12 protein-coding genes are annotated in these 16,688 nt (G+C 69.2%); 5 read left to right on the top strand and 7 right to left on the bottom strand.

Annotated elements, in window-relative coordinates; all coding sequences use genetic code 11:
• Positions 1–169: 169 nt before the first annotated feature.
• Complete coding sequence (locus tag Q5H91_RS09870; protein WP_305173229.1) at positions 170–535, bottom strand: YraN family protein; 366 nt, start codon at positions 533–535, stop codon at positions 170–172.
• Positions 532–1,956, bottom strand: a complete 1,425-nt coding sequence (locus Q5H91_RS09865; RefSeq protein WP_305173228.1) for a UDP-N-acetylmuramate--L-alanine ligase — start codon at positions 1,954–1,956, stop codon at positions 532–534. The genes Q5H91_RS09870 and Q5H91_RS09865 overlap by 4 nt, the downstream gene beginning before the upstream one ends.
• A gap of 51 nt (positions 1,957–2,007) precedes the next feature.
• Here Q5H91_RS09865 and Q5H91_RS09860 point away from each other — a divergent pair, with 51 nt between their 5' ends.
• The 5 genes from Q5H91_RS09860 (at position 2,008) to Q5H91_RS09840 (ending at position 9,731) form a co-directional block, all read left to right on the top strand.
• The gene (locus tag Q5H91_RS09860) at positions 2,008–2,823 is read left to right on the top strand and encodes an LD-carboxypeptidase (RefSeq protein WP_305173227.1); all 816 of its coding nucleotides are present in this window, start codon (positions 2,008–2,010) and stop codon (positions 2,821–2,823) included.
• Between the two features lie 206 nt (positions 2,824–3,029).
• Positions 3,030–5,033, top strand: coding sequence for a threonine--tRNA ligase (thrS, locus tag Q5H91_RS09855; RefSeq protein ID WP_305173226.1), 2,004 nt, complete (start codon positions 3,030–3,032; stop codon positions 5,031–5,033).
• Positions 5,034–5,050: 17 nt separating this feature from the next.
• The gene (locus Q5H91_RS09850; RefSeq protein ID WP_305173225.1) at positions 5,051–5,986 is read left to right on the top strand and encodes a hypothetical protein; all 936 of its coding nucleotides are present in this window, start codon (positions 5,051–5,053) and stop codon (positions 5,984–5,986) included.
• Positions 5,987–6,077: 91 nt separating this feature from the next.
• Positions 6,078–6,611 carry a translation initiation factor IF-3 gene (gene infC / locus Q5H91_RS09845; protein WP_305173224.1) on the top strand — a complete coding sequence of 178 codons (534 nt, stop codon included), beginning with the start codon at positions 6,078–6,080 and terminating at the stop codon, positions 6,609–6,611.
• A 207-nt stretch (positions 6,612–6,818) separates the two neighbouring features.
• On the top strand, positions 6,819–9,731 hold the full coding sequence (locus Q5H91_RS09840) for a TonB-dependent receptor (protein WP_305173223.1): 2,913 nt from the start codon (positions 6,819–6,821) through the stop codon (positions 9,729–9,731).
• Between the two features lie 272 nt (positions 9,732–10,003).
• Here Q5H91_RS09840 and Q5H91_RS09835 read toward each other — a convergent pair whose 3' ends face one another.
• The 5 genes from Q5H91_RS09835 to Q5H91_RS09815 form a co-directional block, all read right to left on the bottom strand.
• A complete protein-coding gene (locus Q5H91_RS09835) occupies positions 10,004–12,724 on the bottom strand; it encodes a [protein-PII] uridylyltransferase (RefSeq protein WP_305173222.1) in 2,721 nt (906 codons plus the stop codon).
• Positions 12,721–13,443: a 2OG-Fe(II) oxygenase gene (locus Q5H91_RS09830; RefSeq protein WP_305173221.1), complete on the bottom strand. Its 723-nt coding sequence runs from the start codon at positions 13,441–13,443 to the stop codon at positions 12,721–12,723. The genes Q5H91_RS09835 and Q5H91_RS09830 overlap by 4 nt, the downstream gene beginning before the upstream one ends.
• 96 nt (positions 13,444–13,539) lie before the next feature.
• Positions 13,540–16,113, bottom strand: coding sequence for a DNA mismatch repair protein MutS (gene mutS / locus Q5H91_RS09825; protein WP_305173365.1), 2,574 nt, complete (start codon positions 16,111–16,113; stop codon positions 13,540–13,542).
• 28 nt (positions 16,114–16,141) lie between these two features.
• A complete protein-coding gene (locus Q5H91_RS09820) occupies positions 16,142–16,417 on the bottom strand; it encodes a type II toxin-antitoxin system RelE/ParE family toxin (protein WP_305173220.1) in 276 nt (91 codons plus the stop codon).
• Complete coding sequence (locus tag Q5H91_RS09815; protein WP_305173219.1) at positions 16,410–16,598, bottom strand: hypothetical protein; 189 nt, start codon at positions 16,596–16,598, stop codon at positions 16,410–16,412. Before Q5H91_RS09815 ends, Q5H91_RS09820 begins: the two co-directional genes overlap by 8 nt.
• Positions 16,599–16,688: the final 90 nt, after the last annotated feature.

Here is a 16,688-nt window from a genome sequence, read left to right as displayed (position 1 = left end):
CGAAACCGGACACTACACCCCCCCTTCCGTGTCCGGTTCCGCGCGCATCGGGCATGGCGCGAGAACGGGCCGACAGAACGGGCGAGGTCGGCGATGGCTCCGGGTGAGAGGTCATGGCTGGGCGCAGGCATACAGGGTGGCGGCGCAGTAGGACAGGTGTGAACGCAGTTCAGCCGATCAACGCATTCTCGATGTGGCGCGGCCGGCTGCCCGGCGCGATCAGGATCACGTCGACGCGGATGTCGTCGCCCGGCCCGGCATAAAGCGGCATCAGCACCTCGGCTGCCGCGGCGACCCGCGCCAGGCGGCGCTGGTCGATGGCCCAGTCGAGTTCGGCCGCCGTCTTGCGCGTTTTTACCTCCACAAAGGATATCAGGTTGCCACGCCGCGCGACCAGATCGACCTCACCCGCCGGGGTTCGCACGCGGCGGTCCAGTATGCGCCAGCCTTTCAGCCGCAGCCACCAGCCCGCCAGCCGCTCGCCGCGGCGGCCAGCGATCTCGGCGGCGCGCCGGGCGGCTGCGGGGCGGCTCATCGTGCCGCCAGCGTCGCGACCATGTCGGCGGCGAGCAGGCTCAGCGTGTCGTCGCGGGCGCCCATCACGACGATGCGATCGCCCGGCACCGCCATCGCGAGCAGGTGAGCCGCCGCCTCGGCGCGGTCCGCGATATAGAGCGCTTCATGCCCGGCTGCGGCGACCGCATCGACGATCGCCGCGCTGCCGACCGTGCGGTCGACGGTGCCGCCGAAATAGGCCGGATCGGGCATCGCCAGCACGTCGCCCGGCGCCAGCCGCTCGGCGAAGGTCTGCGCCAGTTCGCGTCCCATCTGCTTCAACGGACCATAGCCGTGCGGCTGGAACAGGACCAGCAGCCGGCCGGGGTGCGCGTGGAGCGTGTCGAGCGTGGCCGCGATCTTGTCGGGATTGTGCCCGAAATCGTCGATGACGGCGACGCCGCCCGCCTCGCCGACCAGTTCGAAGCGGCGGCGCAGGCCGGTGAACCCCTCGACCGCATGGGCCGCGTCGGCCAGCTTCACCCCCGCCGCGACGCAGGCGCCGATCGCGGCGAGCGCGTTGGAGACATTGTGCCGCCCCGGCACCCCCAGCCGCACGGGCAGGGGAGCCTCGCCGCGCGCGATCAGGTCGAAGCGGATCGCGAACGGCTCGGGCCGCAGGTCGGTGGCGACCAGATCGGCGTCCGCCTCGACCGCGAAGCTCGTCACCGCGGGCAGGTCGGCGAGCAGCGCCGCGGTCTCCGCATCGCCGACATTCGCCACCACCCGGCGCGCGTGGCGGGCGAAGTCGCCGAACAGCTGGCGCAGCTCGTCCAGCCCCTTGTGATCGAGCGACACGTTGTTCAGCACCGCCACCGCCGGGCGATAGAGCGCGATCGACCCGTCGCTCTCGTCCACCTCGCTGACGAACGCTTCGCCGCCGCCGACCAGCGCGCTGGCAAAGGGCGCGTCGGGCTGGACGAAATTCTTCATCACCGCGCCGTTCATCACGGTCGGGTCGCGCCCGCAGGCATGGAGGATCCAGCCGATCATCCCGGTCACGGTCGATTTGCCGCTGGTCCCCGCCACCCCGATCGGCAGTGCGGCGGCGTTGAACAGCTCGGCGAGCAGGTCGGCGCGGCGCATTCGCGGGCAGCCCAGCCGCGTCGCGGCGACGATGTCGGGCACGCTGTCCTCGACTGCCGCCGAGGCGACGACCCGCTGGCGCGCATCGGTCACGCCGCTGCCGTCCTGCGGGAACAGCGCGACGCCGCTCCGCTCCAGCGCCGCGAACTTGGGCGCGGTATGGCCCTGGTCCAGCCCCCGGTCCGACCCCGCCACGGTGAGCCCATGCGCGCGCACGATCATCGCCAGCGGCATCATCCCCGACCCGCCGATGCCGACGAAGAAATAGGGGCCAGGGAAATAGGGAGCGTCATCTGCGGGTTTGCGCTGGTCCATGCGCCCGCGCTATCGGCATCGTCCGGACGGGGCAAGGCGGGAGCGGGCGGCATGAGGATCGGCGTGGTGGCTCCCGGCAGGCCAATCGACCCGGTCGTGGCCGCGCGCGCCGGTGCCTTCGCGGCGATCGCCTATCCGGACGTCGACCTGGTCTTCCACCCGCAATGTTTCGAGAGCGCCGGCCACTTCGCCGGCTCCGACGCGGTCCGCGCCGCCGCCTTCCTCCAGGTCGCGAACGATCCCGGCTATGACGCGGTGTGGTTCGCCCGCGGCGGCTATGGCTCCAACCGGCTATTGGCGGCGGTGATGCCGCAGCTGGGGCCGGCGGCGGCGCGCAAGGTCTATGCGGGCTATTCGGACATGGGGTTCCTGCTCGGCGCGCTCTATGCCCGGCGGATCGGGCGGCCGTGCCACGCGCCGATGGCGACCGACATCAACCGGCAGGGCGGCGACGCGACGGTCGCGCGGACGCTCGGCTGGATCGTCGGCGGCGACCGGCAGGGGCTGGAGCCCGACCTTGCCGGCCGCCCGGCCGCCGCGTTCAACCTGTCGATCCTGACCGCGCTGATCGGCACGCCCTGGCTGCCCGACCTGACCGATCACGTCCTGATGATCGAGGAGGTGTCGGAGCCGCTCTACCGCGTCGACCGCATGCTCTTCACTGTCGCCAACGCCACCCAGCTGAAGGGGATCGCCGGCATCCGCCTGGGCACCGTCAACGACGTGCAGGAGAACGATCCGCCCTGGGCCGAGACGCCTGAGGCGATGATCGCGCATTGGGCGGGCGACATGGGGGTGCCGTATCTGGGCCGCGCACGGGTGGGGCACACGCAGGACAACCATGTGGTGCCGTTCGGGATCGCCTAGATCCTCCCCGGCACGGGGAGGTGGCGCGGCGCAGCCGTGACGGAGGGGGGGGGCTTCCGCAGGCGATACATATGCGGCAGCCCCCCTCCACCATTCGCTGGCGCGAACGGTCCCCCTCCCCGTCCCGGGGAGGAGTTGAGGCAGTGCTTGCCTATATACCCGCCAGCGCTTTATTCGCCGATCCTCAACAAACGCGAAAGTCCATCATGTCCGCCCATCCGGCCGAGCTGTTCCGTATCACGCTGCCCGACGGTTCCGTCCGCGAGGTTGCGCCCGGGACTACCCCGGCGGATGTCGCCGCCGCGATCGGGCCGGGCCTCGCCAAGGCGGCGCTGGCGGCGCGGATCGACGGGCAGGTGCGCGACCTGAACCGCCCGTTCGAGGGCGACACCCAGCTGGCGCTGGTGACTGCCAAGGACGAGGCCGATGCACTCGAACTCGTCCGCCACGACCTGGCACACGTCATGGCAGAGGCGGTCCAGCACCTGTTTCCGGGTACGCAGATCACCTTCGGCCCGGCGACCGACGACGGCTTCTATTACGACTTCGCGCCGAAGGACCGCCAGTTCACCGAGGACGACCTGCCCGCGATCGAGGCGGAGATGCGCCGCATCATCGCGAGGAATGAGCCGTTCACGCGCGAGGTGTGGAGCCGCGAGCAGCTGATCGAGACATGGACGCAGCAAGGCGAGACATTCAAGGCCGAGTGGGCCGCCGAACTGCCCGACGGCGAGGAACTGACCATCTATCGCCAGGGCGCGTGGCTCGACATGTGCCGCGGCCCGCACATGGTCTCGACCGGCAAGCTCGATCCCAACGCGTTCAAGCTGACCCGCGTCTCGGGCGCCTATTGGCGCGGCGACCAGAAGAACGCGATGCTCAGCCGTATCTACGGCACCGGCTGGCTCAACAAGAAGCAGCTCGACCAGCACCTGTTCATGCTGGAAGAGGCCGCCAAGCGCGACCATCGCAAGATCGGGCAGGAGATGGACCTGTTCCACCTCCAGTCGGAGGCGCAGGGGTCGGTCTTCTGGCACCCCAAGGGCTTCGTCCTGTGGCGCCAGCTGGAAGCGTATATGCGCCGCCGCCTCGACGCCGCCGACTATGCCGAGGTGAAGACCCCGCAGCTGATGGACGCGCGCCAATGGGAGCAGTCGGGCCACTGGGGCAAGTATCGCGAGAACATGTTCGTGGTGCCGGACGAGGTGCCGAACACCGAGGACGAAGGTGCGGTGCTGACGGGCGAGGGCGACCTGATGGCGCTCAAGCCCATGAACTGCCCGGCGCACGTCCTGATCTTCAAGCAGGGGATCAAGTCGTACCGCGACCTGCCGATCCGCATGGCTGAATTCGGCTGCTGCCACCGCAACGAGCCGCATGGCGCGCTCCATGGCATCATGCGCGTCCGCCAGTTCACGCAGGACGACGCACACATCTTCGTCCGCGAGGACCAGCTGGTCGACGAGGTTCGCAAGTTCTGCGAGCTGCTCGACAGCGTCTATCAGCACCTGGGCTTCGACAGCTATGCGATCAAGCTGGCGCTGCGGCCGGAGAAGCGGTTCGGCTCGGAGGAGATGTGGGACTGGGCCGAGCAGTCGCTGCGCGACGCGGTCGCCGCCACCGGCCGTGACACGCCAGACTATGGCTGGGAGGAGTTGCCGGGCGAGGGCGCCTTCTACGCCCCCAAGCTGGAGTTCCACCTGACCGACGCGATCGGCCGGACGTGGCAGGTCGGCACGATCCAGACCGATACCGTGCTGCCCGAGCGACTCGACGCCAGCTATGTCGGCGAGGATGGCAACCGCCATCGCCCGATCATGCTCCACCGCGCGATCCTGGGCACGTTCGAGCGCTTCATCGGCATCCTGATCGAGCATCACGCCGGCCGCTTCCCGCTCTGGCTGTCGCCGGTGCAGGCGGTGGTCGCGACGATCGTCTCCGACGCCGACGGTTATGCCGAGGAGGTTGCGGCGACGCTGCGCAAGGCGGGCATCCGCGTCGAGACCGACCTGCGCAACGAGAAGATCAACTACAAGGTTCGCGAGCACTCGGTCGCCAAGGTTCCGGTGCTGCTGGTCGTCGGCAAGCGCGAGGCGGAAGAGGGCAAGGTCGCCATCCGCCGCCTCGGCAGCCAGGCGCAGACCTTCGCCACCCTGGACGAGGTCGTGGCGATGCTTCGCGACGAGGCGACGCCGCCGGACCTGCGCTGACCCGAGACCCTGTCGGCATGCCGGCCATGCAGTTCCTCCATCGGATCAACATGGGTGCGGGGGTGGGGACCTATGTCGCCACCGACACGGATCGGCTGCGCCGTGCCGCCTTTCTGGACGGGCGCGAGCGGTTCTGGGACGGCGAGGCGGTGCGGTCGCTTCCCGACAGGGTGGAAGACTGGCGCCCCGCCTATGTCTTTCACATGTCGTTCTGCGGTTCGACCCTGCTGGCGACGCTGCTCGACCGGCCGGGGTCGGTACTGGCGCTGAAGGAGCCGCACGCGCTGGTCGACATCGCCGACGCCGCGCATGGCGCCGCACGGCTGGCGACCACGGCGCTGGCGGCGTTCGAGCAGAGCGCGGGTGAGGCCGGCGCGGGCGAGGCGGTGGTGGTCAAACCCTCCAACTGGGCCAACAATCTGATCCCTCTGCTGTGCTCGCCCGAACGCGGCGTCCAGGCCGTGTTCGTGCGGATGCCCGCCTATGATTTCCTGCGTGCGGTCTTTCGCGGCGGCCGGGATCGCATGGCCTATACGATGCGCGCGGCCGAGCATCTGCTGGGCGCCGCGCCGGCGACGGCGAGCCTCTATCGGCAGGCGATCGCCGGCAGCCGCGATCCCTATCGCCAGGTGGCGAGAACGGCGGCGCTGCTCCACCTGCATCAGCAGCAGCTGTTCGATGCGGCGATCGCCGCGAACGGCTGGGCTGCGGACCGCCTGATCGACTTCGACGCGCTCCAGCGGCACCCGGCCGAGGTGACGCAGCACGCCGCCGCGCTGCTGGGGATCGCCCACGACCTGCGCCGGGCCGCAACCGCCCCGACGGCCCATGCGAAGGATCACGCCGCGCGCTACTCCGCCGAGCGCGAACAGGCGCATAATCGCGAGGTCGAGCGGCACCACCACGACAGTTTCCGCCACGCGCTCGACTGGCTGTCCTCGGCGACGATGTGACGATGCCGCCGATCGCCGTCTTTCCAAAAAGCGGCGGATACCCTATATTGGCGTGGTAACCACCGCAGGAGCAATACCCATACGTCCTCCCATGATGCGCCGGCCGAACCAGGCGCCGCCGATGAACGGTCCTCGTTTCAACGAGTGGATCCAGAGCCCCAAGGTCCGCGTGATCGACCATGAGGGTGAGAATCTCGGCGTGATGTACACGCGCGAGGCGATGGCGCAGGCGCAGGAGCTCGGCCTCGATCTGGTCGAGGTGTCGCCGAACGCCGATCCGCCCGTCGCCAAGTTCCTCGACGTCGGCAAGTTCAAGTACGAGGCGCAGAAAAAGGCGAATCTCGCCCGCAAGTCGCAGAAGACGCAGGAGATCAAGGAGATCAAGATGCGTCCGAACATCGATGACCACGACTACGACACCAAGATGAAGAAGGTGCACGAGTTCATCGAGGAGGGCGACAAGGTCAAGGTGACCCTGCGCTTCCGCGGGCGCGAGTTGTCGCACGGCCAGCTGGGCATGGCCGTGCTCCAGCGCGTTGCGCAGGATACGACCGAGATCGCCAAGGTCGAGGCGTATCCCCGCATGGAAGGCCGCCAGATGCTGATGGTGCTCTCTCCCAAGTAAACCTCCGCGCTGCGGACGGCATCGAGGCCGGCGGACCCCGTGTCCGCCGGCCTTGTTGCGTTGCACGCTGTTGCCGGGTGGCGACACTCCGGGTCAAAAAAACATCGTCAACCTTCGAAAACGATGGACGATCGGCGATCGCGCCCTCTAGGCTGCGATCAAACCAGATATTCGAAACAGAATATCGGATACAGGAGAGATGCCATTATGCGCCTGACCGCCCAGCTGCTGTCTGCCGCCGCCACCCTCGCACTGGCCGCCCCGGCCCTGGCGCAGGAGCCGACCCCCACCACGGGCGCCGAGCGGCAGGTGCCGAGCCAGGCGACGGCGAACGGAGCGGTGCAGGCGGGCACGCCGGGCGCCGGCGACGCCGCGGTCAGCGAGCAGCAGGGGGCCACCGCGGGCGACATCATCGTCACCGCCACCCGCCGCGCCAGCCCGCTCAGCGACGTGCCGATCGCGGTCAGCGCGGTGACCCAGGAATCGCTCCAGAACAGCGGCGCGAACGACATCCGCTCGCTCAACCAGCTGGCGCCGTCGCTGCTCGTCTCGTCCACGGGATCGGAGGCGAACGCCTCGGCGCGCATCCGCGGCATCGGTACGGTCGGCGACAATCCCGGCCTGGAAAGCTCGGTCGCGACCTTCATCGACGGCGTCTATCGCAGCCGCACCGGTGTCGGCCTGAACGAGCTGGGCGAGATCGAGCGGATCGAGGTGCTGCGCGGCCCGCAGGGCACGCTGTTCGGCCGCAACGCGTCGGCCGGCCTCATCAACATCGTCACCCGCAGCCCCGAGTTCAAGTTCGGCGGCGTCGGTGAGGCGACCTATGGCAACTACGACAATCTCCGCCTAGTCGGCGGTCTGACCGGGCCGCTGATCGGCGACACGGTCGCCTTCCGCGTCGATGGCGTCTACAATAAGCGCGACGGTTTCTACCGCAACGTCACCGCCGCGAGCGGCTCGGAAAGCCGCGTCAACAACCGCGACCGCTACTTCGTCCGCGGCCAGCTGCTGTTCAAGCCGAACGACCGGATGAGCCTGCGCCTGATCGGCGACTATACCTATCGCAACGAGAGCTGCTGCGGCGCCGTCTATTACAGCCAGCGCGAGACGCAGGTGCCGACCGGCACCACCGTGACCCAGAACGCGAACGGCAGCACCACCAATGCGAGCGGCGCGTATCAGTTCAATGCCAGCAACCGTATCGTCGACATCCTGCGCCGCCAGGGCGCGGTCTATCCGCTCGCCGGCGTGCAGGCCGACCCGTTCAGCCGCGAGGTCGCGATCACGCCCGGCCAGACCTATCGCAACAAGACCAAGGATTATGGCGGCTCGTCGCAGTTCGATCTGGATCTGGGTGCGGCGAAGCTGACGTCGATCACCGCGTACCGCGAGTACAAGTCGGGCAATGCCGGCGACGTCGACTATACCAATGTCGACCTGACCCACCGCGCCGGTGATGGAAAGGCCTATCGCCAGTTCCACACCTTCACACAGGAAGTGCGGCTGAACGGATCGGCGTTCGGCGGCAAGCTGGACTGGCTGGTCGGCGGCTTCTACTCGAAGGAGGAGCTGAAGCTTTCCGACAACATCGTGTTCGGCTCGCAGTATGGCCAGTTCGCCGCCTGTCGCCTTGTCGCAACGCTCAATCCCAACGTTGCGCTGCAAAACCAGAACGCATCCGGATGTCTGTCGGCGGCCGGCCGCGCGACGCTCACCAGTAACGCCGTCTTCGGCGCGAACCTGGGCGCAGCGGTGCTCGGCGGGCTCGACCGTCTGTCTGGCACCGTCACCAACGGCGTCCGCACCGGCGGCGTCAACAATGTCGGCGACTCGGGTTCGATCTATCGGCAGAACAGCGAGAACTACGCCTTCTTCACCCATAACATCATCAACGTCACCGACACGCTGTCGGTGACGCTTGGCCTTCGCTACACGCACGAGCAGAAGGATTTCCGCGCCAGTTTCAACAACAACAACACGGTCTGCCCAATCCAGCAGGCGAATCTGTCACCCCTGATCGCCAACGCCGCGATCCCGGCGGCGGCGCGCCAGTACATCGCGGGCATCGTTACGCTCAGCTGCACGGGCAACTCGTCGAGCACGCTCAACGCGCTGAACCCCAGGGACAGCTTCAAGGACGGCGAGTTCACCGGCACCGCGGTCGTCTCGTGGAAGCCGACGCCGCAGCTGATGACCTATGCTTCCTATGCCAAGGGGTACAAGGCGGGCGGCTATAACCTCGACCGGTCGGACCTGGGTGGCCCCAACGGCGTGTTCAGCCCGCGCAGCAACGCCGATGCCTCGGGCCTCCGCTTCGATGCCGAGAAGGTCAACGCCTATGAAGTCGGCGCCAAGCTGAACATCCGTGGCGCGTTCAACCTGAACGTCGCGGCGTTCCGGCAGGAGTTCACCGATTTCCAGCTGAACACCTTCAACGGCTCGATCTTCGTCGTCCAGAACATCCAGGGTTGCAGCAACGACCTGGCCGGGGCCGACCGCGACAACGCACCCGCGGTACCGGGCACCGGCAGCTGCGCCGGCAATGCCGACAAGCCCGGCGTGATCTCGCAGGGTGTCGAGCTGGAAGCGACGATGAACCCCGCGCGCAACTTCACCGTCTCTGCCGGCTACACCTATGCCGACACGCACTTCCGCAACAATCTGGTCGGCAGCTCGTCGGGCGAGGCGCTGGACCCGGCGCTGTTCCTGCTGCCCGGCAGCAGCATGTCGAACGCGCCCAAGCACGTCGTCACGACCTCCTGGGCATGGACGCCGGATATCGGCTCGAACGGCATGTCGGCGCTGTTCTATGTCGATAGCCGCCTGACCTCCGACTACAACACCGGCTCCGACCTGGCGCCGGAGAAGAAGCAGGACGGCTATGCGCTGGTCAACGCGCGTATCGGCCTGCGCGGTCGCGACCAGCTGTGGGCGATCGAGTTCTGGGCGCAGAACCTGCTCAACAAGGACTATATCCAGGTCGCGTTCAACACGCCGTTCCAGGGTGCCGGCTCGATCGCCAACACCCAGGCGTTCGGCAGCACCTCGAACGCGCTCTACTCGGCCTTCCTCGCCGAGCCGCGCACCTATGGCGTGACGCTCCGCTCGCGCTTCTGATCCCCGTTTGACGGGATGGGGCCGGTTCACTTTCGTGTGGACCGGCCCTTTTTGCGCGTGTCGAAGTTGGTTCGCGCGAAGACGCGAAGGAGCGGAAGAATGGGGTTCACGCGGAGGCGCGGAGACGCGGAGGTGTCGCGCCCAGCCCTGCGGCAGCTCTTCATCATAGGCCGGTAAGGAGGAAGGTGCGCTGCCGCGCACGAGACATCTCCGCGCCTCCGCGCCTCCGCGTGAACCTTAAACCTTCTTCGCGTCTTCGCGCGAACCGGTCTTCACGCCGCGACCGCGTCCGTCGTCCCTGCCGCCGCATCCAGCAGCCGCTTTTCCAGCGACTTCAGCCGCGGTGTGGCGGTGATGCGGTCGCCGGTCAGGTCGGTCAGGTAGAAGGTATCGACCGCCCGCTCGCCGTACGTGGCGACATGGGCCGAGTGGATCGTCACCTTCGACTGGAACAGCGCGTGCGCCAGCTGGTTGAGCAGCGCCGGCCGGTCGCGGGCGTTGACCTCGACCACCGTGAACCGGTTCGATGCGCCATTGTCGATCAGTACGTTGGGCTGGATCGAGAAGGCTTCCGCCCGCGTCCGCGCCGCCGGCTTGGCGACCAGCCGGTCGGTCAGCTTGCCGCGATTGGCCAGCGCGTCGCGGATCGCAGTCTCCAGCCGGGCGAGTTGGCCCGGGTCGTCGAACGGTCGTCCGAACGGATCCTGCACCAGAAAATTGTCGATCGCCATGCCGTCGCGCGTGGTGTGGATGCGCGCGTCGATGATGTTGCCGCCGGCGACATGGATGGCACCAGCGATGCGATAGAACAGCCCGGGGTGATCGGCGGCATAGATCGTCACCAGCGTCGCACCCCGCTCGGCATAGACCTGCGCGCGGATGACCAACGGTTCGCTACCCGCCGCGTCCATCAGCCGGGCATTGCTCTCCAGCACGTCTTCGGGCTCGGCGATCCAGTAGGTCGGCGGCAGGCGGCGGACCAGGTCGGCGAAGCGCGCCGCGTCCCAGCCGAGCCGGTCGAGCAGATGCGCCTGCTTGGCCGCGATCCGCTCGTCACGGCCGCGCTGCTTGTGGCCCAGCCGCAGCACCTCCTCGGCGGCCTCGTACAGGTCGGCGAGCAGCTGGCGCTTCCACCCGTTCCAGGTGCCGGGCCCGACCGCGCGGATATCGACCACGGTCAGGACCAGCAGCAGTCTCAGTCGCTCGGGACTGGCGACCGTCGTGGCGAAATCGAGGATCGTCTTGAAATCGGCGAGGTCGCGCTTGAACGCGGTCGCCGACATCAGCAGGTGGTGGCGGACCAGCCATGCGACCGTCTCGGTCTCGGCCGGGGTTAGGCCGAAGCGCGGGCACAGTCGCTCCGCCACCGCCGCGCCCAGGATCGAATGGTCGCCGCCGCGCCCCTTGGCGATATCGTGGAGCAGCACCGCGACACGCAGCACCCGGCGCGAGACGATCTGGTCGATGATCCCGGTGGCAAGCGGGTGATCCTCCTTCAGCGTCCCCGCCTCGATCCGTGCGGCCAGGCCGATCGCCTGGATGGTATGCTCGTCGACCGTGAAGTGGTGGTACATGTCGAACTGCATCTGCGCGACGACGCGGGCGAAGTCGGGCACGAACCGACCGAACACGCCCGCCTCGTTCATCCAGCGCAGCACAAGCTCAGGATCGCCGGGGCTGGTCAGCAGCTCCAGGAACAGCGCATTGGCACGCGGATCCTGCCGGTACTCGTCGATTAGCTTGGCATCGCGCGCCGCCGCCCGCATCGCCAGCGGGTGGATCTCCAGCCCCTCGGCATCCGCCAGCGCGAAGATCTCCAGCAGCCGCACCGGATCATCGGCGAAGAACCGGTCGTTCGGCAGCGCCAATCGTCCACGGTCCAGCACGAACCCGCGCAGCCGCTTGGGACTGCGGCGCAGGGCCGGCAGGCCCAGCCGTCGCCCGCGTCCGGCGAAGCGCTCGTCCAGATGCGCCATGAACACGCCGGTCAGCGTGCCGACGGTGCGCGCCTGCAGGAAATAGAATTGCATGAACCGCTCGACCGCGGGCTTCTCCGCCCGGTCGCGGAACCGCATCCGCGCCGCCACCTCGCGCTGCACGTCGAAGGTCAGCCGGTCCTCGGCGCGACCGGTGATGACGTGCAGATGGCAGCGGACGGCCCACAGGAACTCGTCGGCGCGGTGGAACAGCCGGTATTCGGCAGGCGTGAACAGCCCGACATCGACCAGCTGCCGCGCCCGCTGCACGTCGTAGACATATTTGCCGATCCAGAAGAGCGCGTGCAGGTCGCGCAAGGATCCCTTGCCCTCCTTCACGTTCGGCTCGACGACGTAGCGGGTGTCGCCCATGCGGACGTGCCGCGCGTTGCGCTCGGCTAGCTTGTCGGCAACGAAGCGCCGCTCGGTGCCGCGCTGCACCTCCGCCTTGAACCGGCGCGAGGCGTCCTCGTACAGGTCCTGGTCGCCCGTGACGTAGCGCGCCTCGAGCAGGGCGGTGCGTACCGTCACGTCGGCCTTGGCCTGGCGGATCATCTCGTCGAGCGAGCGGCTGCTGTGACCGATCTTCAGGCCAAGGTCCCACAGCCCGTAGAGCATGGCCTCGATCACCTGCTCGGCGGCCGGGGTGGCGCGGGCGGCGGTGACGAAGCCGATGTCCACGTCCGAATGCGCCGCCATCTCGCCGCGGCCGTATCCGCCGACCGCCAGCACCAGCAGCGCCTGGTCGCTGGCGTGTAGCCGCGTCGCGACCAGGTCGAACAGCACGCGCACCAGCTGGTCGATCAGATAGGCCTGTGCAGCCGCCACCTCGAGCCCGCGGGTCGGATGCTCGGCAAGCCGCCGCGCGATCTCGGCGCGCCCGGCGCCCAGCGCCTCCCGTAGCAGCGCGATCGCCGCCGTGCGCAACCCAGCATCGGGCAGCGCGGCGACGGCCTCGGCCAGGGCCCGGCGGTCCACGATCGCCCGGCGATTGGGCAGGGTGTCGAAGCGGCTCATCGCGGCTGCGCCTGCGCGCGCAGCCAGCCGGTCACCGCATAGCGGCGGCTGGGGGCCGCGCGGGTGACTTGCGACACGCTGTGCGGCTGGGGCACCGCCAGCAGGTCGAGCGTGTTGAACGCCGGGCTGACCCCCGCCACCCGGTCGGCGCCGTCGTGGAACAGCAGCAGGCCGCCCCATTCCGGCCGCCAGCGCGGGTTGAGGCCGAAGACATAGGCGGCGCGCCGGTCCTTGCCCGCCACCCCGTCGTCATGCGCGGTCAGGAAGTCGCCGGGGGCATAGGCGGTCGCCTGCGCATCGGCGAACACCGCATCGGCCGCGCCGGTCACCGCGCGCAGGAACGCCAGTGCCTCCGCGCCCGACATCCATTCGGCGAATGCGTTCAGCGGGTCGCCCGCCGCCGCCCGCTCCGCGACGCCGTCCGCCACCCGCACGGTTTCGTACCGGTACTGGAACCCGGCCCGCGCGCCGGCCATCACCGCATCGTCCAGCGCATCCCGCTTGGCCGCATCCATCGCGGCCAGGGTCGGGCGGTCCAGCTCGAAGACCTTGTCGCCGCTGTTCATCACCTGCCGCCAGTCGGTGCGCCCGGTCAGGTGGCGGCGCAGCGCCTCGGCATCCGAGACGTTGAGGAAATCGGCGATTCGCACCCGACCATCGCGGGCGTAGGCGGCGTGGAGCGCGTCGGCATCGAGCTGCGGGTTCAGACGAAAGGACATGGGTAGGGTAATAGCATCGCCGGTGCGACGCCGGCCACCGTCAAAGGCAAGAAGGTGATTCACGCGTCTCCGCGCGAACCCATCTCTTCTTCCTGCCTACGCCTCCCGCACCATCGCCTTCAGCCGGTACAGCCGGTCGAGCGCCTCGCGCGGGGTCAGCGCGTCGACATCGATCGCCTCGACCGCCAGACGCACCGGATCGCCCTGCGGCTCCTCCACCTTCGCGGCGGCGGCGAACAGCGGCAGGTCGTCGAGGCCCGCGGCCAGCCCGCCGGTCTTCGCGCGTCCCGCCTCCAGCTTCGCCAGCACCGACTTGGCACGCGCCACGGTCTGCGGCGCCATGCCGGCGAGCCGCGCGACCGCCAGGCCATAGCTGCGATCCGCCGGCCCGTCGGCAAGTTCGTGGAGCAGCACCAGCTCTCCCTTCCACTCGCGCGCGCGGACGTGATGCAGCGACAGCGCGTCGCACCGTTCGGCCAGCCGCGTCAGCTCGTGATAATGGGTCGCGAATAGGCAGCGGCAGCGATTCTCCTCATGGATCGCCTCCACCACAGCCCAGGCGATGGCGAGCCCGTCGTAGGTGCTGGTGCCGCGCCCAACCTCGTCCAGGATCACGAAGCTGCGCGGCGTCGCCTGCGCCAGGATCGCGGCCGTCTCGACCATCTCGACCATGAAGGTCGACCGCCCGCGCGCCAGATTGTCCGACGCGCCGACCCGGCTGAACAGCCGGTCGACCAGCCCCAGCGTCGCGGCGTTGGCGGGGACATAGCTGCCCGCCTGCGCCAGCACCGCGATCAGCGCGTTCTGGCGCAGGAAGGTCGACTTGCCGCCCATGTTCGGCCCCGTGACCAGCCACAGCCGCGAGCTTTCCGACAGGCGGCAGTCGTTGGCGACGAAGCGCTCGCCCGACTTTGCCACCGCTGCCTCGACCACCGGGTGGCGACCGCCCTCGACCTCGAAACAGGCATGGTCGACCAGTTTCGGCCGCGTCCAGCCGCCCTCGACCGCGCGCTCGGCCAGTGCCGCCGCCACGTCCAGCCGGGCGAGCGCATCGGCGGTGGCGGCAATCCGCTCGCGATCGGCAAGCGCGGTGGTGGTCAGCTCCTCCAGATGCGCCGCCTCCGCCGCCAGCGCATGGGCACCCGCCTGCGACACCTTGACCGCGACATCGTGCAGCGCCGGCGTGTTGAAGCGGACGACGCCGGCCAGCGTCTGTCGGTGGGTGAAGCCGCTGTCGGGCTTCATCAGCGCGTCGGCGGCGCGTGCCGGCACCTCGACATGATAGCCGAGGACATTGTTGTGACGGACCTTCAGCGCAGTGATCCCGGTCGCGGTCCGCATCTCCGCCTCCAGCGCCGCGATCGCCCGCCGGCCGCCGGCGCCGGCGTCGCGCAGGTCGTCGAGCGCCAGGTCGTATCCGGCCGCGACATAGCCGCCGGCCGCCGCGTCGATCGGCGGCGCCGGAACGAGCGCCCGGCGCAGCAGCTCGATCAGCGCGCCGTGCCCGCGCAGCGCCGGCGCGATCGTCGCCAGCAGGGCAGGGCCGCCGTCCGCCACCCGCTCGCCCAGCGCCCAGGCACCGTCCAGCCCGTCGCGGAGCTGGCCCAGGTCGCGCGGGGAGCCTCGCCCCGCCGCCAGCCGCCCCAGCGCGCGGCCGATATCGGGCAGCGCGCGCAGCGACGCGCGCAGCCGCTCGCGCAGGGCCGCATCGTCGTGCAGCCAGGCGACCAGCTCCAGCCGCGCCTCGATCGCCCCGCGCTCCATCAGCGGCGCACCCAGATCGGCGGCGAGCAGCCGCGCGCCCGCGCCGGTCACAGTGCGGTCGACCGCGTCGAGCAGCGATCCCCTGCGCTGCCCGGCTGCGGTGCAGGTCAGCTCCAGGCTCTCGCGCGTCGCCGCGTCGATCGCCATCGTCGTCGCGGCGCGGTGGACGACCGGCGGGCGCAGGAAGGGCAGGGCGCCTTTCGCCGTGTGGTCCAGATAGGCGACCAGCCCGCCTGCCGCCGCCAGCTCGGCACGTCCGAACTGGCCGAACCCGTCCAGCGTCGCGACCGCGAACTGGCGCTTCAGCCGCGCCTCGCCCGCGCCGCTGTCGAACTCCACCTTGGGTCGGAGCGTCGTCGCCGCCTCGGCAAAGCCGCTTGCCTCCGATGCCACCACCTCGGCGGCGCCCAGCCGCGCCAGCTCGGCCGGCACCGCGTCCGGCGACAGCGCGATCACCTGGAACCGCCCGGTCGACACGTCCGCCGCCGCCAGCGCGACGCTGCCCGCCGCCTCGCCGATCGCGACGCACCAATTGTCGGACCGCGCGTCGAGCAGCGCCTCCTCGGTCAGCGTACCCGCGGTGACGACGCGGACGATCGCACGGTTGACCAGTGCCTTGGACCCGCGCGCCTTGCGCGCTGCCTCCGGGCTCTCGGTCTGCTCGGCGATGGCGACGCGGTGGCCGGCCTTGATGAGCCGCTGAAGGTACGCGGTCGCGGCATGGACCGGCACGCCGCACATCGGCACCTTCTCGCCGTCATGCTCGCCGCGCGCGGTCAGTGCGATGTCGAGCACGCCGCTCGCGATCCGCGCATCCTCGAAGAACAACTCGAAGAAATCGCCCATGCGGTAGAACAACAGGCAGTCCTGCGCCTCCGCCTTCAGGGCATGATATTGCGCCATCATCGGCGTGGGGGTGGTGGTCATGACGAATTCAGTCGAGTGGGCGGCGGGCGCCGTGAGACACGGACAGGATCATGACGGAATCAGAGTCAACGCGGTAGCGAAGAACGTAAGGCGGAACGGTCACCAGCTCGCGCTCACCGTTACCGGCCGGCCGGCCCCGATGCGGAAAGTCCCGCAGGCTCTCGCCCAGCGTGAAAAGGCGCACGTAATAGCGATCGGCGGCCTTCGCATCGAACTGCTCGAGGTAGGTGATGATGTCGTCGAGATCGTCAAGAGCCTGATTGCGCCAGACTACTCTAGCCATCCTGTTCCGCCAGCCAGTCGGCGAAATTCTTCCGGCCAGGCTTTCCCCAAGTCAGCAGCCATCGGCCGACCACGACATGCTCCACGCCCTCACCGGCTGCGTACATCGACTTCGCGCGCGCGAAGTCGGCGCGGGTCGGCTCGCGCCGGGGGCGGGGCGGGATGTCGAAGTCCTGCTTCATCCCGCGCAGCATAATCGATCGTCCGGACCTTGCCCAGCCGGGTTGAAAGCCGCGCCCGAAACCGCCTAGAGCCGTAACGTCCAGTCCCGG

It is taken from the genome of Sphingomonas aurea (assembly GCF_030678875.1).
Classification (GTDB): Bacteria; Pseudomonadota; Alphaproteobacteria; order Sphingomonadales; family Sphingomonadaceae; genus Sphingomonas; species Sphingomonas aurea.
The sequence above is the reverse complement of the archived record's forward strand: the minus strand, read 5'-3'. Positions and strand labels throughout refer to the sequence as shown.

What these genes read in the sequence shown, in the direction of transcription:
- Q5H91_RS09870 (WP_305173229.1), bottom strand. Translation starts at nt 535, where the DNA reads ATGAGCCGCCCCGCAGCCGCCCGGCGCGCCGCCGAGATCGCTGGCCGC.
- Q5H91_RS09865 (WP_305173228.1), bottom strand. Translation starts at nt 1,956, where the DNA reads ATGGACCAGCGCAAACCCGCAGATGACGCTCCCTATTTCCCTGGCCCC.
- Q5H91_RS09860 (WP_305173227.1), top strand. Translation starts at nt 2,008, where the DNA reads ATGAGGATCGGCGTGGTGGCTCCCGGCAGGCCAATCGACCCGGTCGTG.
- thrS (WP_305173226.1), top strand. Translation starts at nt 3,030, where the DNA reads ATGTCCGCCCATCCGGCCGAGCTGTTCCGTATCACGCTGCCCGACGGT.
- Q5H91_RS09850 (WP_305173225.1), top strand. Translation starts at nt 5,051, where the DNA reads ATGCCGGCCATGCAGTTCCTCCATCGGATCAACATGGGTGCGGGGGTG.
- infC (WP_305173224.1), top strand. Translation starts at nt 6,078, where the DNA reads ATGATGCGCCGGCCGAACCAGGCGCCGCCGATGAACGGTCCTCGTTTC.
- Q5H91_RS09840 (WP_305173223.1), top strand. Translation starts at nt 6,819, where the DNA reads ATGCGCCTGACCGCCCAGCTGCTGTCTGCCGCCGCCACCCTCGCACTG.
- Q5H91_RS09835 (WP_305173222.1), bottom strand. Translation starts at nt 12,724, where the DNA reads ATGAGCCGCTTCGACACCCTGCCCAATCGCCGGGCGATCGTGGACCGC.
- Q5H91_RS09830 (WP_305173221.1), bottom strand. Translation starts at nt 13,443, where the DNA reads ATGTCCTTTCGTCTGAACCCGCAGCTCGATGCCGACGCGCTCCACGCC.
- mutS (WP_305173365.1), bottom strand. Translation starts at nt 16,113, where the DNA reads ATGATGGCGCAATATCATGCCCTGAAGGCGGAGGCGCAGGACTGCCTG.
- Q5H91_RS09820 (WP_305173220.1), bottom strand. Translation starts at nt 16,417, where the DNA reads ATGGCTAGAGTAGTCTGGCGCAATCAGGCTCTTGACGATCTCGACGAC.
- Q5H91_RS09815 (WP_305173219.1), bottom strand. Translation starts at nt 16,598, where the DNA reads ATGAAGCAGGACTTCGACATCCCGCCCCGCCCCCGGCGCGAGCCGACC.